The 23249-nt window shown below is 67.1% G+C and carries 21 protein-coding genes; 7 read left to right on the top strand and 14 right to left on the bottom strand.

What is annotated here, in order from left to right; translation table 11 throughout:
• Positions 1-14 precede the first annotated feature (14 nt).
• Positions 15-1520: a GAF domain-containing protein gene (locus THSYN_RS02200; RefSeq protein WP_100917694.1), complete on the bottom strand. Its 1506-nt coding sequence runs from the start codon at positions 1518-1520 to the stop codon at positions 15-17.
• A 351-nt stretch (positions 1521-1871) separates the two neighbouring features.
• On the opposite strand from THSYN_RS02200, the gene THSYN_RS02195 reads away from it, so the two are divergent.
• From THSYN_RS02195 to THSYN_RS02185, 3 genes are all read left to right on the top strand, one after another.
• Positions 1872-4211 (top strand): hypothetical protein, encoded by a 2340-nt coding sequence (locus THSYN_RS02195; protein WP_157817400.1) that lies wholly within the window; start codon positions 1872-1874, stop codon positions 4209-4211.
• Entirely contained in the window at positions 4208-4996 is a 789-nt protein-coding gene (locus THSYN_RS02190; RefSeq protein WP_100917692.1) for an FkbM family methyltransferase, read from the top strand. Before THSYN_RS02195 ends, THSYN_RS02190 begins: the two co-directional genes overlap by 4 nt.
• Positions 4997-5141: 145 nt before the next feature.
• Positions 5142-6578 (top strand): glycosyltransferase, encoded by a 1437-nt coding sequence (locus tag THSYN_RS02185; protein WP_236848775.1) that lies wholly within the window; start codon positions 5142-5144, stop codon positions 6576-6578.
• A gap of 374 nt (positions 6579-6952) precedes the next feature.
• Here THSYN_RS02185 and THSYN_RS02175 read toward each other — a convergent pair whose 3' ends face one another.
• Positions 6953-11515, bottom strand: coding sequence for an EAL domain-containing protein (locus THSYN_RS02175; protein WP_100917691.1), 4563 nt, complete (start codon positions 11513-11515; stop codon positions 6953-6955).
• Between the two features lie 158 nt (positions 11516-11673).
• Between THSYN_RS02175 and THSYN_RS33340 the strand changes: the two genes are divergently transcribed.
• A complete protein-coding gene (locus THSYN_RS33340; RefSeq protein WP_157817399.1) occupies positions 11674-11835 on the top strand; it encodes a hypothetical protein in 162 nt (53 codons plus the stop codon).
• Here the strand turns inward: THSYN_RS33340 and THSYN_RS02170 are convergent.
• The 5 genes from THSYN_RS02170 to THSYN_RS33335 all read right to left on the bottom strand — a co-directional run bounded on the left by THSYN_RS02170 (position 11790) and on the right by THSYN_RS33335 (position 15825).
• Positions 11790-12419, bottom strand: coding sequence for a biliverdin-producing heme oxygenase (locus THSYN_RS02170; protein ID WP_236848774.1), 630 nt, complete (start codon positions 12417-12419; stop codon positions 11790-11792). The genes THSYN_RS33340 and THSYN_RS02170 overlap by 46 nt on opposite strands.
• Positions 12420-12605: 186 nt before the next feature.
• Positions 12606-12947, bottom strand: a complete 342-nt coding sequence (locus THSYN_RS02165; RefSeq protein ID WP_236848773.1) for a hypothetical protein — start codon at positions 12945-12947, stop codon at positions 12606-12608.
• A gap of 98 nt (positions 12948-13045) precedes the next feature.
• Entirely contained in the window at positions 13046-14539 is a 1494-nt protein-coding gene (locus tag THSYN_RS02160) for a sensor histidine kinase (protein WP_100922262.1), read from the bottom strand.
• A 246-nt stretch (positions 14540-14785) separates the two neighbouring features.
• Positions 14786-15454: a response regulator transcription factor gene (locus THSYN_RS02155; protein ID WP_100917689.1), complete on the bottom strand. Its 669-nt coding sequence runs from the start codon at positions 15452-15454 to the stop codon at positions 14786-14788.
• Positions 15454-15825 (bottom strand): PepSY domain-containing protein, encoded by a 372-nt coding sequence (locus tag THSYN_RS33335; RefSeq protein ID WP_157817398.1) that lies wholly within the window; start codon positions 15823-15825, stop codon positions 15454-15456. The genes THSYN_RS02155 and THSYN_RS33335 overlap by 1 nt, the downstream gene beginning before the upstream one ends.
• A gap of 201 nt (positions 15826-16026) precedes the next feature.
• On the opposite strand from THSYN_RS33335, the gene THSYN_RS02145 reads away from it, so the two are divergent.
• The 3 genes from THSYN_RS02145 (at position 16027) to THSYN_RS02135 (ending at position 17740) form a co-directional block, all read left to right on the top strand.
• Positions 16027-16656: a cytochrome b/b6 domain-containing protein gene (locus tag THSYN_RS02145; protein ID WP_100917687.1), complete on the top strand. Its 630-nt coding sequence runs from the start codon at positions 16027-16029 to the stop codon at positions 16654-16656.
• Between the two features lie 9 nt (positions 16657-16665).
• A complete protein-coding gene (locus THSYN_RS02140) occupies positions 16666-17076 on the top strand; it encodes a DUF1924 domain-containing protein (RefSeq protein WP_100917686.1) in 411 nt (136 codons plus the stop codon).
• 94 nt (positions 17077-17170) lie between these two features.
• On the top strand, positions 17171-17740 hold the full coding sequence (locus THSYN_RS02135; RefSeq protein ID WP_100917685.1) for a diheme cytochrome c: 570 nt from the start codon (positions 17171-17173) through the stop codon (positions 17738-17740).
• Between the two features lie 68 nt (positions 17741-17808).
• Here THSYN_RS02135 and hisG read toward each other — a convergent pair whose 3' ends face one another.
• The 7 genes from hisG to THSYN_RS02100 all read right to left on the bottom strand — a co-directional run bounded on the left by hisG (position 17809) and on the right by THSYN_RS02100 (position 23070).
• On the bottom strand, positions 17809-18498 hold the full coding sequence (gene hisG / locus THSYN_RS02130) for an ATP phosphoribosyltransferase (protein WP_100917684.1): 690 nt from the start codon (positions 18496-18498) through the stop codon (positions 17809-17811).
• The gene (gene murA, locus THSYN_RS02125) at positions 18495-19781 is read right to left on the bottom strand and encodes a UDP-N-acetylglucosamine 1-carboxyvinyltransferase (RefSeq protein WP_100917683.1); all 1287 of its coding nucleotides are present in this window, start codon (positions 19779-19781) and stop codon (positions 18495-18497) included. The genes hisG and murA overlap by 4 nt, the downstream gene beginning before the upstream one ends.
• Positions 19782-19901: 120 nt before the next feature.
• Entirely contained in the window at positions 19902-20207 is a 306-nt protein-coding gene (locus tag THSYN_RS02120) for an STAS domain-containing protein (RefSeq protein ID WP_100917682.1), read from the bottom strand.
• On the bottom strand, positions 20204-20821 hold the full coding sequence (locus THSYN_RS02115) for an MlaC/ttg2D family ABC transporter substrate-binding protein (protein WP_100917681.1): 618 nt from the start codon (positions 20819-20821) through the stop codon (positions 20204-20206). Before THSYN_RS02115 ends, THSYN_RS02120 begins: the two co-directional genes overlap by 4 nt.
• Positions 20818-21288 carry an outer membrane lipid asymmetry maintenance protein MlaD gene (mlaD, locus tag THSYN_RS02110; RefSeq protein ID WP_100917680.1) on the bottom strand — a complete coding sequence of 157 codons (471 nt, stop codon included), beginning with the start codon at positions 21286-21288 and terminating at the stop codon, positions 20818-20820. The genes THSYN_RS02115 and mlaD overlap by 4 nt, the downstream gene beginning before the upstream one ends.
• 33 nt (positions 21289-21321) lie before the next feature.
• Positions 21322-22134, bottom strand: a complete 813-nt coding sequence (gene mlaE / locus THSYN_RS02105) for a lipid asymmetry maintenance ABC transporter permease subunit MlaE (protein ID WP_100917679.1) — start codon at positions 22132-22134, stop codon at positions 21322-21324.
• Positions 22135-23070 (bottom strand): ABC transporter ATP-binding protein, encoded by a 936-nt coding sequence (locus THSYN_RS02100; RefSeq protein ID WP_100917678.1) that lies wholly within the window; start codon positions 23068-23070, stop codon positions 22135-22137. It abuts the gene before it with no gap.
• Positions 23071-23249: the final 179 nt, after the last annotated feature.

Raw genomic sequence — 23249 nt, 5'->3', positions numbered from 1 at the left:
GCTGTCCCGGCCCGCTAGAGCCAGGTCCCCGCCCGCAACCCGCTGCGTCGCAGCAGCAGGCGCAGCTTGCGGGCGGCCATCAGGTCCAGGTCGTCCCAGGGGGCGCAGAGGCCGCGGGTGGTCTCCACCCACAGGTCGAAGGAGCGGCGCGGGTTGAGCGCCGCAGTCGCGGGGTCCGCACCGGCGTCCTTGTTCGGGTCCCCGGCCCACCGCACGGTGCGCGCCTGTTCCGGGCGAAACCAGTAGCAGCGCCGGTCCGGCCCGCCCGCCCGGCGGGGGCGAGCACGCACCGCCAGGACCCCGGCGGCGCGCTCCAGGTCCAGGATCAGGCCGGACTCGGCCGCCAGCCGATCGGTGGCGAGCACCTCATCCCCGGGCTGCCCGATGAACCAGTCATCGATGGCGCGGATCTCGCCTTGCGTCGGCACCTGACCGAAGGCACTGATCCCCTGGGCATCCACCAGGGCTGCCCCGCCGGCCTGGAACAGGTCCAATAGTCCCCGTTCCAAGGCGGCCGTGGGGTGTCGCCGCTGCGTCGCGTCCAGGACCAGGTCCACCAGGCCCTCCAGGTCCGCGTCCAGACCACTGACCCGGCGCAGCCGCTGGTGGGCGAGGAAGGCGCTGATCCCCAACGCATAGGCCTGGGTCAACTCCACGCACTGCGCGCGCACCGTCACGGACAGGAAGCGGGGCCGGCGGTGGTGACAGGCGACCAGTCCCCACAGGTTGCCGCCCACCAGGATCGAGAACGACAGGGAGGCCGCGACCCCCATGTTGGCCAGATAGCGCAGATGCACCGGGGAGACGGCCCGCAGGTCCGAGCGGCTCAGATCCGGATCGGTCCCGGGCAGGACCTCGAGCGGGACCGGGACGGCCTGGATGTCGGGGATCTGGCGGTGGCTGTTCTGTCGATACAAGTCGCGGGCGATGCGCGGGATGTCGGCGGCCGGGAAACGCAGGCCCAGATAGCGCGGACGCTCATCCACGGTGGACTCGGCGATCACCTCCCCGCACGCATCCGGCAGGAAGCGGTAGACCATCACCCGCTCATAGCCGGTGGTGCGGCGCACCGCATCGGCCAGGGCCGCGGCATAGCCGGACCACTCGGCGTCCGCCGTCGGGGCCTGGAACAACCGGCGCAGCAGGGGGTTGGCGACTTGGGTGGGCGGATCATCGGCACCCGGCGGTTCCAACTCGGCCAGCCAGCCGCTACCGGTGTGGCACAGCACCGCGTCCAGCCAGCCGCGCGGCGACTCGACCAGCCCGGCGATCAATTGGCGACTGCCGGGCGTTGGGGGAAAGTCGGCCAGGCTCAGTGCCGCGACCTCGCCCAAGCGCCGGCCGAGCACTTGCCCCTCGCCCAGACCCAGCCACCCGGCGGCATCGGCGCTCGCAAAGCAGATCTGGTCGTCACCCAACTCGCCGCCCAACAGTACCCCGTAGGGCTGGATGGCACCGATCCGCTCGAGCCGCTCCTGCTCGCAGGTGGACCAGGGGCTGTCGTCGGTTTCATCGGTCATCGGGGGTTTGCCTCCGCGCTGATTACAGCGCCTGGTTGCGACTGCCGTCGGGTAGATAAGGGCAGCCCATCCCCGGCTCCCGGCCGGGACCGGCGTGAGCGGGCTCCAAAGCGCTCTCTGCGCCGTTACGCGGCGTATCGGGCACTGCTGCGTTTGACCGATCGCCCAAGTGGTTGCTATCTTACCCCAAGCGGGCCGAGCGACTCCGCCTTGCGAGGGCGGCAGCGCGTTGTCGCATGGCGCCCGCTGTGTTGGTGGCACATGTCATCGGCACCGCCCCGGCCCCGCGGTTCCTGCAGCCGGTTGCGACTCGGGTTCCCCCACTCCCATTCGCGCCCTCAGGAGCGATGCGTGCCACACCGCCTTTCCTCGTACCGGGACATCACCGGTCACCCCATGCTTGGCCCGGCCCTCCTGATTGCGTGGCTACTGATTGGCGCGCTGTTGCTGAAGGCATGGATCTGGGGGGTTTACGGACCGGTAAGATCCTATAACCTCGCGACGTCCGATATACGTCATGACAAAGGTTGTGCCTATATCGCTGCGATCGAAAAGCACCCGTTGGGCTGGCCGTTGGTCGAATTCGCCGGAGACTCACCCGGCAACAGCAACTCACGGTTGCTGCTGTGGGAGGACGGGCAGCCGGTGGCGAACGCGCACGCCGCCCACAAAGCGATTGCCAAGTCCGGATCGGCTGGTTATTCCTATTGGGGGAAAGAACTCTGGTTTTCGGCCGCCGAGTGCAGCGACCCGCGTACCAATGGCCGACGCTATCAGGTGTCCGTGCCGCTGAGCCCCTCCCTACTCGCTTACGGCCTGGGGTGCCTGGCTTGGCTCTACTTCGGGTTTAGCCTGACGCGTCACTGCGCGGGTGATGTCGCAATTTCCAACATATGCAGGACCTTAAGGGCCGGCGCCAACCTGCTCTTTACCCCGGTGGACCTCGTACGACGACCGCGGCTGGCATCAGCGGTGGCGCTCGCCATACTCCTTTATTCATGCGGCTATCTCATGTGGATATGGACCACCGGGCACAGCGTCTCCTATGCGGTGGCTGGCTGGCTGCCATTCAGCGACGCGTCCGGCTATTTGGCATGCGCCAACGCGCTCCTCGACACCGGCAACCTTGCAGAGTGGTGCCAACGACGCGCAGCCTATCCAGCATTCTTGGCCGGGATCAACATGCTCGGCGGACGGCAACTTTTTTATGTCCTTCTGCTTCAAGCCGCATTTATTGCGGGCGCGATTTTCGTTCTGGTGCGGCGGATCTCGGCGCATATCCCAGGCGTCGCCGCCCTCGCAAGCGTCAGCCTGTTACTCGCCTACGCGATGAACTACGCCTTTGCGACCACGATGACCGAGAATGCCGGCTTGATTTTCGGATGTCTGGCGCTCGCCTTGCTGATAATCGCGGCCGAGGAGCGATCACTGCCCTGGGTACTGGCAGGCAGCGCATTGCTGTCGGTGGCCCTGAACGCTCGGGCTGGCGCCCTCTTGGTTCTGCCGGCCCTGGTGTTATGGGCCGGAATCGCCGCCTGGTTGAGTGGCGGCCGCGTCTGGTTGTGGGCCGCAGGCACTGCAATCGCCATTCTGGCTGGCTTCGCCCTCCAGGCGGGGCTGTTGCTTTTCGTCGGCGGCGACATGACCTCCTCGCAAAGCAACTTCTCTTACACTTTTTACGGTCTGTCGGTTGGTGGTCTGGGTTGGGAACAGGTGAAGGTTGACCATCCAGAGATTCTCGCAATCGCTTCCGGCACGGCGCGATCTCACGTCATCTACGCCTTGGCCTGGCAGAATTTGACTACCGAACCCATGCTCTTTTTGACCGGCCTCGCCAAGAACTTTCGGGTCTATATCGCCGACGGGAGTTTTGGCTTTCAAGTGCTGGGGCCCGCAGCACCGGTCGCAAAATTCTTCTGGTGGCTGGCTTGGCTACCCATCTTGTTACGGCTCCGTAACCCACTATATCTGCTGCTGGCACTGCTGTCTCTCGGTATAGCAGCATCAGCACCAGTCTTGATGTCCGACGGCGGGTTCAGGGTCTTTGCCGCCACCGCAGCCGTGGATGCGATTCAGGTCGCGATTGGGATCGGGGCATTCGTTCACGCCGGCGTGGCTGCCACAGCATGGATACGCGCATTCAGGACACCTGATCCCATTTCGGGGCGCAACCCCGCCTTACCCATGGATACGCGCACTGCCTTCGACGTGAGCAGCGCGTTGCTGGCCCTTGGGATACTGCTCCTTCCGTTCAGCCCGCTGGCCCGCCTTGGGGCACAGCCATCAGCCGTGTTCAACGGGTGCGGGGAAGGCGAAAAGACGGTCGTCACCAGGATCAATCGCGGTGGCAACGTAACGCTCAACATCGTCGGCGCGCGTCCATCAACCACTTCTTTCCACGGGACCGTGGTTCGGGACGATTTGGCAAATGGATCGCTGTGGCCCTGGTTGGCAGAGTTGTACAGTGACCTGCCAGTGTCATTTTCAGGCCGGAGTTTTGTTTGGGTGCCTCAGTCGTCGATAAGTCGCCAGGCATTCCCCAAGCCCTATTTTGGATACGTTGACGACGATCTGTCGCATTACGATGGGAAACTTATGGCATTTTGCGGTGACGAACTTGAGGTCAGACGGCTGTTTGATCAACCGTACCTCAAACTGCGGGTCGCGGCCGAGTTGGAGACTCAGCCATGAACAGCGGTATTCAGAATTCTCTTTTGTGGATTTACGCGCGCATCCGAGATACCGGCATCCTCTCCACCGGGCCCGGGCGTCGGCTCTTTGAATGGTCCTATCTCGCCTACAAATCCTTCGAGGCCGGTCCAGTGGACCGCCTGGCGACCTTCATCCACCCCGGCACCCTGGTCATCGATGTCGGCGCCAACATCGGTTTTTTCACCCACCGCTTCGCCCGCTGGGTCGGCGACGCCGGGGGCCGCGTTCTTGCCATCGAGCCGGAGGAGCATAATATCCGGCGGTTGCACGAGTTGGTTCGCCGACGAGGGTTTCAGAATCGCGTCGAAGTTCTGCACCTGGCCGCCGCAGAGCGAGACGGAACCCTCTTTCTTGCTGTGAATCCAGATCATCCGGGCGATCACCATTTGGCCGCAAGCGGGGTCCCGGTGCGGGCGGCTGCACTCGACACCCTGATCGGCGAGCGCGGCTGGCCAGTGGTATCCCTGATCAAGATCGACGTGCAGGGGGCCGAACATCGGGTCCTGCTCGGTGCTGCCGAGATATTGCGCCGCGGACACCCGGCCCTGTTCGTAGAGATGGACGAGCGACGGCTGAAAGAGAATGGGAGCTGCGTCGGCGCTGTCGCTGCATACCTGGAGACATTCGGGTACCAACCCTTTCGACTTGGCCGCAGCGGGGCGGAACCGATCCGAGACTTGGCGACCGAGGCCGAAGGCTGGCGGCAGAAAGGTGGCTACGCCGACGTGCTCTTCCTCACCCAGTTCCAACCCCCCTGTCCTTAGGCCGGAACGCCCACTCAGACCGCGCCCGTATTTCACGCCCCTGTCCATATGATTGAACAGCATCTTTCGGAATGATGCCGATACTCCGCAGTCATTCGGTCCAGCCTGATCCCAAGCGGAAAATTATTGCCCCATTGGAGGATACGTGACAGTGTTGCAGCGATTCACGGCCGAGGCCGCAGAGTACCGCGAGATTCGTCGAACATTTTGGGGTCTGGCTACCCGCGATTCCAAGTCTTGGGGGGGCTATTACCGGGCGAGCTTGTGCGCCATCTACCGGCACCTGATTCCGGAGGGCGCGCAGGTGCTCGAAATAGGCTGTGGCGGCGGCGATCTACTGGCGGCGGTCAAGCCAGCGGTGGGGGTGGGCGTCGACTTCTCCCCGGAGATTCTGGACGGCGCGCGGACCGCCCATCCGGCGCTGCATTTCGTCCTCGCGGATGCCCACGCGCTGATTCTCGAGCCGCAAACCTTCGATTATGTGATCCTCTCCGATCTCGTCAACGACCTCTGGGACGTCCAGACGATGCTTAAGGAGGTTCATCGCTATTGCGCCGCTCATACCCGACTGATATTCAATTTCCACAGCTATTTATGGAGCGGACCACTGCGGTTGGCGCAATGGCTGGGAATTGCGACGCCGAATCTCCCCCAGAACTGGCTGACCCGCCACGATATGGAGAACCTGCTGGAGATCACGGACTATCAGCCATTGCGCGCCTGGGCGGAAGTGCTGGCGCCATTGCGCGTGCCGGGCGTCTCCGATTGGGTCAATCGTTATCTCGCCAGGATTGCGCCGTTGCGCTTTCTCGATCTGGCCAATTTCATGGTCGCCCGCCCCTTGAGCAAGGCGCGACCCGCCCACCCCAGCGTCTCGGTGGTGGTCGCGGCGCGCAACGAATCCGGACATATCGAAGAGTTGCTGGTCCGTATCCCCGATATGGGCGGCGGCACCGAGATCATCTTTGTCGAGGGCAATTCCACGGACGACACCTTCGAGGCGATCACCCGGGCTATTACGCGCCACCCGGAGCGGCGCTGCAAGCTGCTCAAACAGCCCGGCAAGGGCAAGGGCGACGCGGTACGCACCGGATTCGCTGCCGCGACCGGGGACATCCTGATGATCCTGGATGCCGATATCACGGTCCCGCCGGAGGACCTGCCACGCTTCTATGTACTCATGGTCGGCGGACAAGCGGAATTCGTCAATGGGGTGCGGCTGGTTTACCCCATGGCGGACGAGGCGATGCAACTTGCCAATCTGGTTGCCAACAAATCCTTCTCCTGGGCCTTCAGTTGGCTCCTGGGACAGCCCCTCCGCGACACCCTGTGCGGCACCAAGGTGCTGTGGCGGGACGACTACGAGCGCATCGCCCGCAACCGCGCCTATTTCGGGGATTTCGACCCGTTCGGGGATTTCGATCTGCTGTTCGGCGCGGCGCGGCTCAACCTCAAGATCATGGAGGTGCCGATCCGCTACCGGGCGCGCCGCTACGGCGAGACCAATATCTCGCGCTGGCGCCATGGCTGGCTCCTGCTGCGCATGGTGGCCTTCGCCGCCCGCCGCATCAAGTTCGTATGAGCGGCAACCCGCGATGATGGGACGGATGCTGCAACATCCGCTTACCCGCGGGTTGAGCGTCGATGACCCACGCACCACCGTCCTGCGGCGGCAGATTATTGCATCCAAGGCTCGCACAGGACCGGTGGGCTATGTTCGCGCTGATCGAGTTGGAACTTGGCCCCGGAGCACGGGGGGCGCTTGAGTGCAGAGCGAGAGCGGTACATCGGGTAAGGGCAAGAACGGCCGCGGATCGGACGACCGGTCAACCGGCCGCCCGGCGGGTCGCCCGGCGCTGCGCATCCACCCCGGCGCGGGCGGAGTCCCGTCAATGCGGCGCGGGCGCACAGCATAGCCGGTCACCGCGTCGGCTACGCGCATTCGTCACCTTGGAGTTAATTTGCTGGTTCGGAAATCACTTCCAGAAGGGCGGCGAGGGCCTGCGCGGTCATCGGCCGATGCATCAGATACCCCTGCGCCAGGGTACAGCCGCGCGCGATCAGCTCGGCGCGTTGCTCTTCGGTCTCCACCCCCTCGGCCACGACGTCGACCCCCAGGGCGCGGGCCACCCCGATGACCGCGGTGGCGATCGCCTGGTCGTCGGGGTCATCGGCGATCCCATCGACGAAGCTGCGATCGATCTTGAGACCGTCGATGGGGTAGCGCTTGAGATAGGTCAATGACGAATAGCCGGTGCCGAAGTCGTCCACATAGACCCGCACCCCCAGGGCGCGCAGGGCATGCAGGACGCCGGTGGTGGCTTCGCTGCCGTCCATGAGGGCGCCCTCGGTGAGTTCGATCCCGATCAGGTGGGGGCTCAGCGCGTGGATCTGCGTCTGGGTCGTGAGGCAGGCCACCAGATCGGCAGTGCGAAAGTGCAAGGGCGAGATATTGACGAACACCGGGACCGGGACCAGCCCCGCGTCGATCCAGGCACGCAGGGTCTCGCAGGTGCGCCGCATGACCCACTCAGTGACTTTGACGATCAGTCCGCTCTGTTCCGCCACCGGGATGAAGCGGGCCGGCGACACCTCCCCCAAGGGACCCGAGGTCCAGCGGATCAGGGCCTCGGCGCTGACGATGCGCCCGCTGGCCAGTTCCACCTCCGGCTGGAACAGCAGGCTGAACTGGTCCTCCTGGAGGGCGAGGCGGATGCCGGTCTCGATCGCCATGCGCTGCTCGCCGTGGAGTTTCATCTCCACCGAGAAGAACTGGAACTGATTCTTGCCGCGATCCTTGGCCTTGTACATGGCGGTATCGGCGTTCTTGAGCAGGGTCTCGCTGTCCTGCCCGTCGTCGGGGAAGCTGCTGATACCGATGCTGGCGGTGACGAAGACATCGCGCCCCTGTACGCGGAAGGAGGCGGACAGGAAATCGAGTATGCGCTTGCCCAGGGCGGCGACCAGTTCCGGATCGGCATCCTCGAGCAGCAGGATGAACTCATCGCCCCCCAGACGGGCGACCGTGTCCTCCGCGCGCAGGCATTCGGCGATGCGCAGGGCCGCCTCGCGCAGCAGCTCGTCGCCCGCGGCATGGCCCAGGTTGTCGTTGATGACCTTGAAATTGTCCAGGTCCACGAACAGCACGAACAGCCGCTCGGCGCGGTGGGCGGCCCGGGCGATGGCGTGTTTCACGCGGTCATTGAACAGGTTGCGGTTGGGCAGCCCGGTCAGCTCATCGTGGGTCGCCAGGTGTTCGATGCGTTCATGCGACGCCTTGATGGCGCTGATGTCGCTGAAGATGCCGACATAGTTGCTCACCGCCCCCTGCTCGTCGCGCACCGCGCTGATGGTCAGCCACTCGGGGATCAGGGTGCCGTCCTTGCGCCGGTTCCAGACCTCCCCCTGCCACTTGCCGCGCTCGGTCAGTTCCGACCACATGGCCTGGTAGAAGTCGGGCGCGTGACGGCCGGACTTGAGGATGGAGCATTCCAGGCCCAGGACCTCCTCACGCGCGAAGCCCGTGATGCGGGTAAAGGAGTCGTTGACCGAGACCAGGATGCCCTGGGCGTCGGTGACACAGATGCCCTCGCCGGCGTAGTCGAAGACGTTGGCGGCGAGCCGCAGGGCCTCCTGGGCGGCGCGCTGTTGGCTGATATCCGCCGCCTGGGTGCAGACGGCGGTCACGTTGCCGTCCGCATCCATCAGCGGGAAACGGGTCACCCGCAGGTAATTGACCCGCTCGCCGCGGGTCACGGTTTCATCCCGGTCCACCGGGATGCGGCGGCGCAGCACCTCGAAATCGCCCTCGCGCAGCCGATCCGACAGCGCATTGTCGAATAACTGGTAATCGGTGCGCCCGCGCACCGCCTCCAGCGTCAGCCCGAAGAAGCTCAAGAAACGGGTGTTGGCGAACTCGTAGCGGCCGGCCGCGTCCTTGACCGCGAACAGCGAGGTGGCATTGTCCATCACCTCCAGGAGGCGCCCCTGCAGCTCACGCGCCTGGCGTTCGGCGCGCGCCGTCTCGCTCTGGTCCGCCATCCCCAGCACCACCCCGCGCGGGGCGCCCAGATGGTCGGTGTAGGTAACGATGTGCAGCCGGTAGTCGGTGGCGCCCTCCGAGATCGGGCGGTTCAGGGGCTCACCGTCGTGCAGCACCTGCTCGGCCACCGCCGGGAGCCCGGCGAAGGCACCCGTCAGGCGCAGGTTGCCGAAGGGCCGGCCGCGACTCGCCGGCGTCAGGCCCAGCACCCGCTGGGCGGCGCTGTTGAAGCGCGTCACCTGGAGCTGGGTGTCGAGCACCAGGAGCGGGAAGTCCACGCTGTTCTGTACGCTCTCGAAGTCCGAGTTCAGAATCGAGAGTTCCGCGGACTTGACCAGCAGTTCCTCGTTGACTGTCACCAGTTCCTCGTTGCTGGCCTGGAGTTCCTCGTTGGACGCCTCGAGCTCCTCGTTGCTCGCCTGGAGTTCCTCGTTGGCGGCCTGGACCTCCTCGTTTAAGGCCTGCATCTCCTCGTTGCTGGTCTCCAGCTCCTCGATCACGGTCTGCAGGTGCTCGCGGGTGGCGACCAGTTCGTCCTCCAACACCCGATCGCCGACTGCCGTGGTGCTGCCCCCGGAGCGCGCACGCCGGACGGCCTCGCCCGGCTCGAAGCTGACCAGGAACATCTCCTCGGGCTCATGGGGCCGGTGGGGAAAGACCGCGAGCCGCACCAGCCCGGCCTTGCCGGGGGCAACCCGGCGCCGCCGGCCCTTGGTCGGCTTGCGCTTGGTACGCGAATAATGCACCAGCGTCAGGAGTTCCATGCGCAGATCCTGGTCGAGCATGTTGGGAAACTCCAACTGCGGAGCCCCCTCCGGGAGTTGGATATAGGTCTTGAGATCCCCGAAGGTGTGAATGACATAGAGCCGCGCGTCCAGGAGGACCGAGGGCGGCAGATAGGACTCGAAGGCGAGTTGGGTGAAGATGGCGTTGACCGTAACCCGCGGCTCCACCAACTGCTTGCCGCTGATCGCCCCCAGCCTGGTATGCAGGGCGCGCGCCACATGCTCGCGCGCCCCGCGCCCGCGCGGGCGAAAGAGCCGCGCCTTGGGGTCCACCGGCTCGAACAGGGTCTCCTGCTGGGAGATGTTCTCGGAGCGCCCGAGGAACAAGAGCCCATGGTCGGCGAGCGCGTAGTTCATCACCGACAAGACCTTGGCCTGCAACTCGGAGGAGAAATAGATCAACAGGTTGCGACAGGAGATCAGATCCAGGCGCAGGAAGGGCGGGTCCAGCACCAGGTCCTGGCGGGCGAACACCACCAGCTCACGCACCTCCTTGACGATCTCGTACTGGTCGCCGATCGGGTTGAAATAGCGCGCCATTAACTCGGCGGAGAGTTCGCCCAGGGCCGCCGCCGGGAAGGTGGCGCGGCGCGCCATGTTGAGCGCGTCCACATCGATATCGGTGGCGAAGATCTGGATGTTGAGGTGCCGCAGCCCCTCGCCCAGCAGCTCCGCCAGGATGATGGCGATGGTATAAGCCTCCTCGCCGGTGGCGCAGCCCGGCACCCAGACCCGCAGTTCCGAGCCGCGCGGCTTTTCCTCCAGGATCGCCTTGAGATAGCCCTCCAGCCGGGCAAAGGCCTCGGAATCGCGAAAGAAGGAGGTCACCGAGATCAGGATGTCCTTGGCCAGGCTCTCCAATTCCTCCGGACGCGCCACCGCCAGATCCAGGTATTCCTCCAGGGTCTCGACCCGGTTGGTGGCCATGCGGCGGCGCACCCGGCGCCACAGGGTGGACTCCTTGTAGCCGCTGAAGTCGATCTTGGTGAAGCGCCTGACCTCCAGCAGCAGGCGGCCGAAGCGCTGGCTGTCGGTCAGGTCCGGCAGCGCCAGGTGGGAGGGTGGTGCATGCTGGACGAACTGGGCGATCTCGTGCGCAATGCCCTGGGGCGGCAACACATAGTCCACCGCCACGGTGTTGATGGCGGCCTGGGGCATACTCGAGTACTTGGCCGTGTCCGGCGACTGGGCAAAGGTGATGCCGCCGTTGGCCTTGATGGCACGGATGCCCACGGCCCCGTCGCTGCCGGTCCCGGAGAGGACCACCCCGATGGCATATTCACCCTTCTCATCGGCGAGCGACTTGAGGAACAGATTCACCGAGGGCTTGGGTGCCACGTCCGGGCGCGGCTCCACCAGGGCAAAGACCCCGTTGCGCAGGAGCAGGTTCCACTTGGGCGGGGCGATGTAGATCAGGCCGGGCCGCGGTACCTCCCCATCCTCCACGGCCTTGACCTGCATGCTGGTCTCGCGCCCGATCAGTTCCACCATCATGCTGCGGTAGTGGGGCGAGAGGTGCTGGACGATGGCGAAGGTACAGTTGAGCCCCGCCGGCAGGGCCCCGACCAACAGGGTCAGGGCCTCCAGACCGCCGGCGGAGGCGCCGATGCCGGCGATGTAATGGGGTTTTTGGTCCGCGGCAGCAGGGATGTCCGCGGCGCTCTGGGGCTCAGTCTCGTGGGCGTCGTTCAAGATAGGGTGTTATCGGGGTCAATGGTCACCAGGGCATTGTAAACCTCCTGAAACCCTGCGTCGGCGCCCTGTTCGGTCTCCCACCCCTTGATCGGCAAGGGCAGTGTGACACGCTACCGAAGGTCCGGTTCGGCCCCAAGACCATCGGCGCCGGGCGCATGGATCTGTATCTGCGCTATGGCCCCCTGAGGCTCGGGATGGAACTCAAGGTCTGGCGCGATGGCGCCCCGGACCCGCTGGCCGAGGGCCTGGAGCAACTCGACGGCTACCCCGCTCAGGGTGCCGGCGGATCCTCGTCAAAGGTCGCGAGCATGGTGTAGACCTCCTGAAATACGGCACAGGCGCCCGCGATCACGCCATCGGGGTCAATCAGGCCGTCTGCGGCCAGACCATCCAAGACGAGCCCCAACCGCTTCCAGTGGGCGGCTGCCTGGTCGCCGTGGAAATCCAGAAAGGTCGCGCCGGGCAGGGGGTCACCCAGGTGTTTGCGCAGGCGCCGGGCGACCACCCGGCCGCCCAGGGTCGAACCCTCCAGGACATAGATGCCGCCCAGGGTGGTGTTCAGGTCCGGCGGGGATAGCAGGTCCGGGGCGACGGCCGGCGGCGCGAGGCCGTGCACGGCGAGGTCGGCGCACAGGGCCGGGAACTTGGGGCGCAGACCCAGCGCGCTGATCCGCTCGGCCGCCAGCCTCGGCGAGCGCTGATCCGCCGCGCCGGCGCCCGGCGCCCGCGGGGCGCTCAAGGCGGCATAGAGAGACGGCTCCAGGGTCCCGTAGACCCGCGCCATGAGGCGCAGGTAGCGGCGATAATCCGCGGGGCTCGGGTCCGGTCCGGTCAGCCGGACCATGCCGGGCAGCAGTTCCACCGCCTGGTGGGTGGCCGCGGTGGCCAGACGCAGGGCCACGAGCAACCCGGTCGCGGCGGTTTTGGGTGCGGTAGGGGAAGGACTGGGCATCGCAACGGACCGGGGGCAAACAGGATGCGCGCAGTTTACACCTACGGACCGGCCCCCGGTTTCGGGCGCGGCGGCGGCTCGGCCCCGGCGCCCAGCGCTGCGCCTGCCGCCGCCCTCGGGGTGGCGGCCCCGAGGTCAGATGAGTTCCAACTCCCTGACCGCCGCCTGCAGGGCCGGGTCCTCCTCCAGGGCGCCCTCCCAATACCGGTAGCGCCGGGCCTGCGCACCCTCACCCAGGATCAACTGCGCGGTGAAATCCGCCGCGCCCGCGGGTGCCGGGTGTTCCCGTGGCTCCCCCAGGCCCTCCAGGGCCGCGAGCAGTTGCTCGCGCTGATCGCGGCTGAGGGTGCCGTGACGGGGCTCGTGGCTGGTGTGGTCGCCGCTGTTGACGACGAAGGCGCCGGCATCATTGATGGTGATCTCCAGCATGTAGTCGTCTTCGCCCTGGACGCGATAGCTCAATGGAAAGGCTGACATGGACACAACTCCCGGAAAGTGCGGTTGAAGCAACACGGCGGCGGGCATTGTACCGCGCGTGCCGGTCGGCGCGCCCGTGGCGCCCGTGGCGGCCGGGGTCAGTCCGGCCCCGGCCCGCGGGGCAACCGCGCGGACCGGACCCGGGGCCGCACGGCGGGGCGCACCGGGGGCAGGTCCAGCGTGACCGCGAGCCCGCCCAGGGCAGCACGGGCGAAGCGGATCCCGGCGCCGTAGGCGTCGCAGATGTCGTGGGCGATGGCGAGTCCCAGGCCGAAGCCCGGGGTGCGCTCGTCGAGCCGCAGGCCCCGCTGACCCAGGTCGGCGAGCCACTCGTCCGGGACCCCGGGGCCGTCGTCCTCGATCTGCACCAAGACCCGCTCCCCCAGCGTGACGCGGATGCCGACCCGGCTGGCGGCCCAGTTGGAGGCGTTCTCCAGACAGTTGCCCAGCAGTTCGGTCAGGTCCTCCAGGAGGATGGGCACCGGGGCCGCGGCCGGACAATCGAGATCCCAGTCCAGGTGGGACCCCTTGGGGGTCCGCTCCAGGGCGCGGATCACCCGCGCCAGGGTCGCCGCCAGGTCGGCCCCGGCCCCGGCCGGTCCCCGGATCGGGCCGGATGCGGGGCCGGTGCCCGGCTCGCCCCTGCTCCCGCTCCCGGGCCCGACCCCGGTCAGGGCCCCCGCCCGCGCCCGCACCCGCGCCCGGATCAGTTCCCGGTCGACCCGCCGACGCATGGTCTGGGCCAGGGTGTCGAGGTCTTCGGCCAGTTCCAGGTGGCCCGCCGCGCGCAGCCGCTGCGCGTCCGCGGCCAGCACCACCAGCAGGGTCTTGAGCCCGTGGGCCAAGTCGGCGGTCCAGGCGCGCGCGCGCTCGATGGCCTGGTCCTGGGCCTCGAGCAGGGTGTTCACCTCCTCCGCCAGGGGCAGGACCTCGTCCGGGTAATCGGTGGGCAGGCGCCGGACCTGCCCGGCGCGGATCGCGCGCACGCCCAGGCGCACGGCGTCCAGGGGGGCGAGCCCGACGCGGACCTGGACCCAGGCCGCCAGCATCAGGACCGCGCCCAGCAGGACCAGATAGGGCAGCACGTCCACCGCAAAGGCCGCGCGCGCCGCGGCGACTTCGCGCCGATCCAGACCCACCGCCACCCGCAACCGACGGTCTTCGGACCCGGCGCGGTAGACCACGGCACGCTCCAGCACCAGGAGCGACTGGCCGGCGGGCCCCGCCAGCAGATGACGGTGCAGGGTCCCGTCCGGCAGCACGTCCGCGGGCAGGTCCAGCACCGCGTCCCAGAGGGAGCGCGAACGCAGCAGCGTGGGCCGCACCTGGTCCTCGAGTTGCCAGTAGAGCCCGCTCAAAGGGGTCTGAAAGCGCGGGTCGGCCAGGGGCAGGTCGAAGCGGATACGCCCGTCCGGCGCCGTCTCGACATGGCCCAGGATCAGGCCCAGGGTATTGTCGAGCGCCACCTCCACGCGCCGCTGCACATGACGCTCGAAGAGCGCCGTGAGCCCCACCCCGGCGACCAGCAGCGCCAGCCCGATCGACAGGGCGGCGGCCAGCAGCAGGCGAAAGCGCAGCGAGCGGCGGGTCATCAGGAAGAAATTCTTGGCCGCAAATGAACGCAAATAGACGCAAATAAGAGAACACTGCGATGATGCGTCGTGTCCGGGAGTGCTTCCGCCGCCCCTGGTCCGGAGCGGCTGGCCACCCGAGTACGCCGGCGCCCTGTGCTCAAGCCGTTCTCCGGGGAGCTCGACGCTTCGCGCACGCCACCGCCTTCCTCATTCTCTTTAATTTGCGTTCATTCGCGTTCATTTGCGGCCAATCTTCTCTCCGGGTCAAGGGACTGCGGGGTCGTCGATGAGATACCCGAAGCCGCGCCGGGTCTCGATCAGGTCGGCCCCGAGCTTGCGGCGCAGGCGCCCGATCAGGACCTCCACGCCGTTGGTATCGCGCTCGATCCCGTCGCTGTAGATCTGATCGGCCAGTTCACCCTGGGAGACCACGGACCCCTTGTGGTGCAGCAGCACGCTCAAGAGTCGATACTCCTGGGGCGACAGATGGACCGGGATGCCGTCCAGGGTCACCCGCATCTGGCGGGTATCGAGCGCCAAGGGGCCGGCCGCGAGGACCGGTGAGGACTGACCCCCGGCGCGCCGCAGGAGGGCCCGCAGGCGGGCCAGGACCTCCTCCACCCGGAAGGGTTTGGGCAGGTAATCGTCCGCCCCGGCGTCGATTCCCTCCACCCGCTCGCTCCAGTCACCCCGGGCGGTGAGGATCAGCACCGGCAGGTCCCGCCCGGCCGCGCGCCAGCGCTTGAGCACCGCGAGCCCGTCCATGCCCTTGAGCCCCAGGTCCAGGAGCACCGCCGCGTAGGGCTCGGTGTCACCGCGAAACCAGGCGTCTTCCCCGTCGTCCGTGTGCTCCACCAGGTAGCCCGCGGCCTCCAGGGCGCGGGTCAGGGTGTCGAGCGTCCGCGGATCATCCTCCACCACCAGAATGCGCATCAGTCATCCTCCTCCTGATCCAGAATCGCGCCCGAATGGGCGTCCAGATGCACCTTGAGCAGGCGCCCCCCGGGGGCCAGGATCTTCAGTTCATAGACCCAGTGCCCGGGCTTCTGCTCCGGGCCCTGGTCCGATTCCAGTTCCAGTTCCGCCTCCAGCACCCGGCCGGGGAACCGCGCGGCGGCGCGGCGGTAGATCTCGGTCAGACTCAGGATCTCACCGCGCTCGCTGGCCCGGCGGGCGCGGTCGTAACTGTGACCGGCGTCCTCCCAGTCCCGGCCGCCGTGGCGGCTACCCTCATGGGCACTACCGGGCCCGGCCGCCAGGGCCAGGGCCATCGCCAACACCGCGCCTTTGCTGAGTCTGTCCATAGGCACCGATTCTAGGCCAATCCATGCTGACAAACCGCTGACAGGCCCGCTCAGGGGGTGTTCATGGGTCGCCCCGCAGACTGAGCCCCTCATCATCACGCATAAGGAACGGGTCAAGAACAAGTCAAACGCAATCGACAACGACAACGATAACGGCACCAACAGCACTCTCGAGATCCTAACCGGGGAGTCACCCGAACCATGAACCATCCGAACCCCATCACCGCGGACCCGGGTGCGATGCGACCCGCCGCCGCGTCACCGCCCGCCCAGGTCCGCGTCTGGGACCCCTTGGTGCGCCTGTTCCATTGGGGGCTTGGCGGCGCCGTGCTGATCTGCTTCCTCACCGAGGACGAACTGCTCGGCCTGCACACCTTCGCCGGCTACACGGTGCTCACCCTGATCGGCATGCGTCTCATCTGGGGGCTGATCGGCCCCCGCCATGCCCGCTGGTCGTCATTCGTACGCGGCCCCCGCGCCACCCTGGCCTACCTGGGTGAGGTCCTGCGCGGTCACCCGCGCCGGTTCCTGGGCCACAACCCGGCCGGCGCGGCCATGGCGGTGGCCCTGATGACGGGCTTTGGCCTCACCGCGGTGACCGGCCTTATGGTGCTGGGCGCCGGCGAACTCTCCGGACCGCTTGCGCCCTACCTGCTGGGGGTCTCCGCCGCGACCGCGCATGACTTCAAGGAGATCCACGAATTTCTCGCCTGGGCGACCCTGGCCCTGGTCCCGCTGCACCTGCTCGGGGTGGCGCTCAGCAGCCTGCAACACCGCGAGAACCTGGTGCGCGGCATGATCGACGGCTACAAACGAAACGAAGAGGAATGACACCCAACTATGAACGCAAACTTCAGCAGACATCTGGTTCTCGCCCTTGCCATCGGCGTCGGCGCCCTGGCGGACAGCGCCGCGGCGGCCCCGGGCGACGATCTGCTTGCCACCTACCAGGGTCAGGGGGCCGGCCCCTTCAGCGCCGCCGCCGGTGCCCAGGCGTGGACGGCGAAACACCAGGTCGAGGGGGAGTCGCGCAGTTGCGCCACCTGCCACGGCACCGACCCCACCAAGTCCGGCAAGCACGCCGCCACCGGCAAGCCCATCGAACCCCTGGCCGTCTCGAGCAACCCCAAGCGCCTTACCGACCCCGCCAAGGTCGAGAAATGGCTCGGCCGCAACTGCCGCTGGACCCTCGGGCGCGACTGCAGGCCCCAGGAGAAGGGCGATTTCGTAAAGTATATTCAATCGCTTTAGACACGCAGCCGCCGAACGCCCGCCGGGTCCGACCCCATCGCCCCCCCCCGCGCCGGTCGGCGGCCCATCCCACGATCACTCGGAGAGATACCCAATGAGAGCAGCATTCATCACCGTCATGGGCGCGGCCCTGATCGCCCTGGGGGCGAGCGGACTGGCCTGGAGTGAACACGACGACGACCGCGGCGGCCGGGCGCCGACGCAGGGCTCGCGCACCCGCGGCGACCTGGCCCCCGTGACCAATGAAGGCTACCGTACCGAATGCGGCGGCTGCCACTTCGCCTATCAACCCGGGCTCCTGCCCGCGGCGGCCTGGGGCCGCATCATGAACACCCTGGACCAGCACTTCGGTGACGATGCGAGCCTGGACCCGGCACTCAAGGACGAACTCCTCGCCTACCTCGACGCCAATGCAGCGGACCGCAGCGACGGCAAACGCGCCCGCTCCTTCGCGGCCGGAAAGATCACCGGCGACGGGCTGCCGCGTATCACCCAGACCACCTATTTCAAACGCAAGCACGACGAGGTCCCCATCCGCTACGTGAAGGACAATCCGCAGGTCAAGAGCTTCAGCGCCTGCGCCGCCTGCCACCCGGGCGCGGACCAGGGGGACTTCAACGAGCATCAGGTCAATATCCCGGGCGTGGGGCGCTTCGAGGATTGAGAGCGGACCCTACGCCCCCGTGCCCGTAGGGTCCGCTGTGCGGACCAGCGACCTCCCGTACTCCCGTACTATTCTCTCCCGGCCACCGCCCGCCGCAAGACGCCGAGCAAGGCCGAGACGGCCGCGTGCTTCATCTTCCAGGCGGCCTTGTTGACGACCAAACGGGAGCTGATGTCGGCGATGTGCTCCAGGGGGACCAGGCCATTGGCCTTGAGCGTATTGCCGCTTTCGACGAGGTCCACGATCAGATCGGCCAGGCCCACCAGGGGCGCCAGTTCCATGGAGCCGTAGAGCTTGATGATCTCGACCTGCTGGCCCTTGGCGGCGTAATAGCGCTCGGCGCTTTTCACATACTTGGTGGCGATGCGCAGGCGCCCGGAGCGCGGTGTCGGGGGCAGCAAAGGGCCGGCCACCATGAGGCGGCAGCACGCAATCCGCAGATCGAGCGGCTCATAGAGCCCCTCGCCCCCATGCTCCAACAGCACGTCCTTGCCCGCCACGCCCAGGTCGGCCGCACCATATTCGCAATAGGTGGGCACATCACTGGCGCGGATGATGACCAGTTTGACCTGTGGGTTGCTGGTCTCAAGGATCAGCTTGCGGCTGGTCTCGGGGTCTTCCAGCGGGCGGATGCCGGCCTGGGCCAGCAGCGGCAAGGTCTGGTCGAAGATCCGCCCCTTGGACAGGGCGATGGTCAGGGGTGCGTCCAGTGCCAGGGATGCGACCGGCTGGCCCTGAGCGGCGGCAGTCGTGCTCATGATGGGCTCGCGTCCCCACCCGCGCCCCCGGCGGTACGGCGAATCACCGCACCGAGCCCGGCGAGCTTGGCCTCGATGTTGTCGTAGCCGCGATCCAGGTGGTAGATGCGGTCCACCAGGGTCTCACCCGCCGCCGCCAGCCCCGCCAGTACCAGTCCGGCGGAGGCGCGCAGGTCCGTCGCCATCACGGGGGCGGCGGTCAGACCTGGGACCCCGCGGCAGATGGCCAGGTGGCCGTCGATGCGGATATCGGCGCCCATCCGCTGGAGTTCCGGCACATGCATGAAGCGGTTCTCGAACACCGTCTCGGCCACCACCCCCACCCCGTCGGCGATGCTGTTCAGGGCGCAGAACTGCGCCTGCATGTCGGTGGGGAAGGCGGGGTGGGGGGCGGTGTGGATGTCCACTGCCCGGGGCCGCTGGCCGCGCATGTCCGCCTCGATCCAGTCGGGCCCGGTTTCGACGTGAGCGCCGCACTCCTTGAGCTTCTGGAGCACGGCCTCCAGGCAGTCCGGACGCGTCTGCAGGACCCGCACCCGCCCGCCGGTGATGGCGGCGGCGACCAGGAAGGTCCCGGTCTCGATGCGGTCCGGCATGACGGCGAACTCGGCCCCGCCCAGCCGATCGACGCCCTGGATCTGGATGCGGTCGGTGCCGGCACCCTCGATGCGGGCGCCCAGGGCGTTCAGGAAGTCCGCCAGGTCCGCCACCTCGGGCTCCCGGGCGGCGTTCTCGATCAGCGTCTCGCCCCGGGCCAGGACGGCGGCCATCAGGAGGTTCTCGGTGCCGGTGACGGTGACCGTCTCCAACATCAGCCGGGCACCGTGAAGCCGGTCGGCACGGGCACGGATGTAACCGCCCTCCACCGTGATCTCGGCGCCCATCGCCTTGAGTCCGTCGATATGCAGATTGACCGGCCGGGCGCCGATGGCGCAGCCGCCGGGCAGGGACACGTCCGCCTGACCGTAGCGGGCGACCAGGGGCCCGAGCACCAGGATCGAGGCGCGCATCGTCTTCACCAACTCATAGGGGGCGGCGAAGCTGGTAAGCCGGCGCGGTTCGGCCCGCACCACCCCATCCGCGTCCTGGGTCAGGTGGGCGCCCAGGCGCCGGAGCAGTTCCAGCGTGGTGCGGATGTCGCGCAGCCGCGGCACGTTGGTCAGCGTCACCGGCCCCTCGGCGAGCAGCGTCGCGGCCAGGATCGGCAGCGCGGCATTCTTGGCGCCGGAGGCGCGCACCTCCCCGTGCAACGGGGTGCCGCCGGTGATGAGCAATTTATCCATCAGGACCTCTAAAAGAAAGTACGGAAGTACGTTAGTACGTTAGTACGGGAGCAGGTCTTCGGCGTAGCTGGCGCTGCAATGTATGCGAGTGCCCTCTTCCCGTACTTCCGTACTAACGTACTAACGTACTTCTTCTACTGGCAGCAGGGCCTCGAGGTTGGAAAAGGCGGCAATGCGCCGCAGTGACTCGGGCAGATGCAGATAACTCAGCGTGATCCGGCGGGAGCGGGCGATATCCATCCACTCCAGCAGCAGGGCCAGGCCGGCGCTGTTGGCGGCGCTCACGCCGCCCAGATCGATCCGCAGCGCACCGGGGCGCCGCAGCAGCGCCTCACCCGCCGCCAACAGCGGACCCACAGTGTCGAAGTCCAGCGGCCCTTCGACCCGTGCATCGCGCTGCCCCGTCGCGATCAGGCGCGCCTTCAATCCTGGCCCTTGCGGTTCATCGCGCCGAGCTTGGTGATCAGCCCGTCGATACCCTTCTCGCGGATCTCCGTGGCGAAACTGCTGCGGTAATTGCTGACCAGGCTCGCGTTGTTGACGATTACGTCGTAGACCTTCCAGCCCGCGCCGTTATCGTACATGCGGTAGTCGATCGGCACCGGGTTCGCACCGGCCGCCCGCACCTCGGTGGAGACGGTGACGGTGTTGTCCCGGGCGCCCGGCCGCACCGGCAGATAACGGATCTCCTGGCCGGAGTAATTGAGCAGCGAGCGCGCATAGGTGCGCACCAGCACCTGCTTGAACCCGTCCGACAGGGCCTTCTGCTGGGCCGGGGTGGCCGCGCGCCATTGCGGACCCAGGGCGCCCTGGGTGATCTTCTGGAAATCGAAGTGGGGCGCCAGGATCTCATCGACCATGCCGAAGATGATGGCGGGGTTCTTGTTCACCTCGGCGCGGCGCGCCTCCAGGGTGCTCAGCATCTTCTCCGCGGTACGCTTCACCAGCGCCGTGGCGTCGTCCGGCGACGCCGGCACGGCCGCCCCCCACAGCAGTGGGCACAGGGTCACGAGTAACAGTAAGTAACGTCGCGTCATCATTTGCCGCCCTCCTCTGCCTTCTTGAATAGAAATTGACCGATCAACTGTTCCAGGATCAGGGCCGACTGGGTCTGGGTGATCTCATCCCCGTCGCGCAGATAGTCCTGACTCCCGCCGGGTTGCAGGCCGACATACTGCTCGCCGAGCAGACCGGCCGTGAAGATGTTCGCAAAGGTGTCGGTCGGAATGCTGTCCACCCCCTTGTCGATGCGCATGATGACCACCGCCTCATAGGTGTTCTTGTCCAGACGCACCTCCTCCACCCGCCCGACCCGCACCCCCGCCATGTTGACCGGGGCCCGCGCCTTGAGGCTGCCCGCGTTGGTGAAGCGCGCGCTCACCCGATAGCCGTCGGCGGCGGCATTGGCGCTCAGATTGCTGACCTGCATGGCCAGAAAGAACAGGGCGATGAACCCCACCGCCATGAAGGCGCCGACCCAGACCTCGATCGTGTGTTGCTTGGCCATGACTCCAGTTCCCAGAACATCAATTACCGAACATCAATTACCGAACATCAGGGCCGTCAGGACGAAATCGATCGCCAGCACCGCCAGGGCCGAATGGACCACCGCCCGGGTGGTGGCGCGGCTCACGCCCTCGGAGGTGGGGGTTGCATCATACCCCTGGAACAGGCTGATCCAGGCGACCACCAGGCCGAACACCAGGCTTTTGATCACGCCGTTGACGAGATCCTCACGGAAGTCGATCTTGGCCTGCATCTGACCGAAAAAGGCGCCGTCATCGACCCCGAGGAGTCCGACCCCGACGAAATAACCGCCAAGCACCCCCACCGCGCTGAACAGGGCGGCCAGGAGCGGCATCGAGATCAGGCCGCCGTAGAAACGCGGGGTCAGGATGCGGTGCACCGGGTCCACCGCCATCAGCTCCAGCCCCGCGAGTTGTTCCGTCGCCTTCATCAGCCCGATCTCGGCGGTCAGGGCCGAGCCGGCCCGCCCGGCCACCAGGAGCGCCGTGACCACCGGCCCCAGTTCACGCACCAGAGAGGCGGCGACCATCACCCCCAGGCTCTCTTTGGCCCCGAACTGCGACAGGACATAGAAACCCTGCAACCCCAGCACCATGCCGACGAAGAAGCCGGACACCGCCACGATCAGCACGGACAGGACCCCGACATTGTAGACCTGGGCAAGCAGCAGGCGCGGGCGCCGCAGCAGGGGCGCGGAACCCGCCAGGATACCCACGAGGAGCAGGCTCGCCCGCCCCAGCCCGGCCAGGGCCTTGAGCCCCCGTTGACCGAGCCGGGCCAGCGGGTTCAGGAGCCCGTCCGCGAACGCGCGGGCGCGCCGGCCCATCTAGCCCAACCCCCGGGTCAGCAGGTCGGCCGCCAGGGCGGGCGCCGGATAGTGGAAGTGGACAGGCCCGTCCGCCAACCCGTCCATGAACTGGCGCACCCAGGCCGAGCGCTCCGCGGCGATCATGGCCGGCGTCCCCTGGGCCATCACCCGCCCGCCGGCGATGACATAGATGAAGTCGGCGATGCTCGCGGTCTCACGCACGTCATGGGAAACCACGATGCTGGTCATGCGACTCGCGTCGTTGAGCTGGCGGATCAGAGTCACCAACACCCCCATGGAAATCGGGTCCTGGCCGGTGAAGGGCTCGTCATAGAGGATCATCATCGGGTCCAGGGCGATCGCGCGGGCCAGGGCCACGCGCCGGGCCATCCCGCCCGACAGCTCGCTTGGCATCAGGTCGCGGGCACCGCGCAGGCCAACCGCCTCCAGCTTCAGCAGGACCAGCTTACGGACGATCGCCGGCTTCAGGTCCGTGTGCTCACGCAACGGATAGGCCACGTTGTCGAAGACGCTGAGATCCGTCAGTAAGGCGCCGCTCTGAAACAGCATCCCCATACGGCGGCGCAGGTTGTAGAGCGCGGCGCGCCCCAGCGCCTGAACCGGCTCCCCGTCGACCTCGATGGACCCCGCGTCCGGCCGCAACTGACCGCTGATGAGCTTCAGCAAGGTGGTCTTGCCGGTCCCGCTCGGGCCCATCACGGCGGTCACGGCACCGCGTGGAATGTCGAGGTCCACCCGGTCGAAGATCACCCGTGGCCCGTGAGAGAAGCTCAGGCCGCGAATCCGCACCAGGCAATCGCCCCCGGCCGACACCGGGGCCGACACCGGGGCGAGCCGGGTGGATTCGGAACCGGCAGGCGCAGTGGCCGCATCACGGGACCCGTCGTCGCTCGGTGCCCCGTCAGGGGGCTGCTCGTCTCCTCCCCGTCCCATGGTGACCGGTTCCGCCTGCTGCTAAGTTTGTAAATAAAACGAGTGATTATCCAGACCTTAGCAGCGCCCGTCAACCAACACTGAGGAGCGCCAGCCCTGAAGCATAACCCTGCCGCCGGCTGACATTGGGCGGCGTCGGCGCCGTTGGGCGCTGGCGTTGGCCGCTGCGGGGTGCGTTG

It is taken from the genome of Candidatus Thiodictyon syntrophicum (genome assembly GCF_002813775.1).
GTDB classification, from domain to species: Bacteria; Pseudomonadota; Gammaproteobacteria; order Chromatiales; family Chromatiaceae; genus Thiodictyon; species Thiodictyon syntrophicum.
Note: the sequence above shows the minus strand (reverse complement) of the source record. Positions and strands in the feature narration are given on the sequence as shown.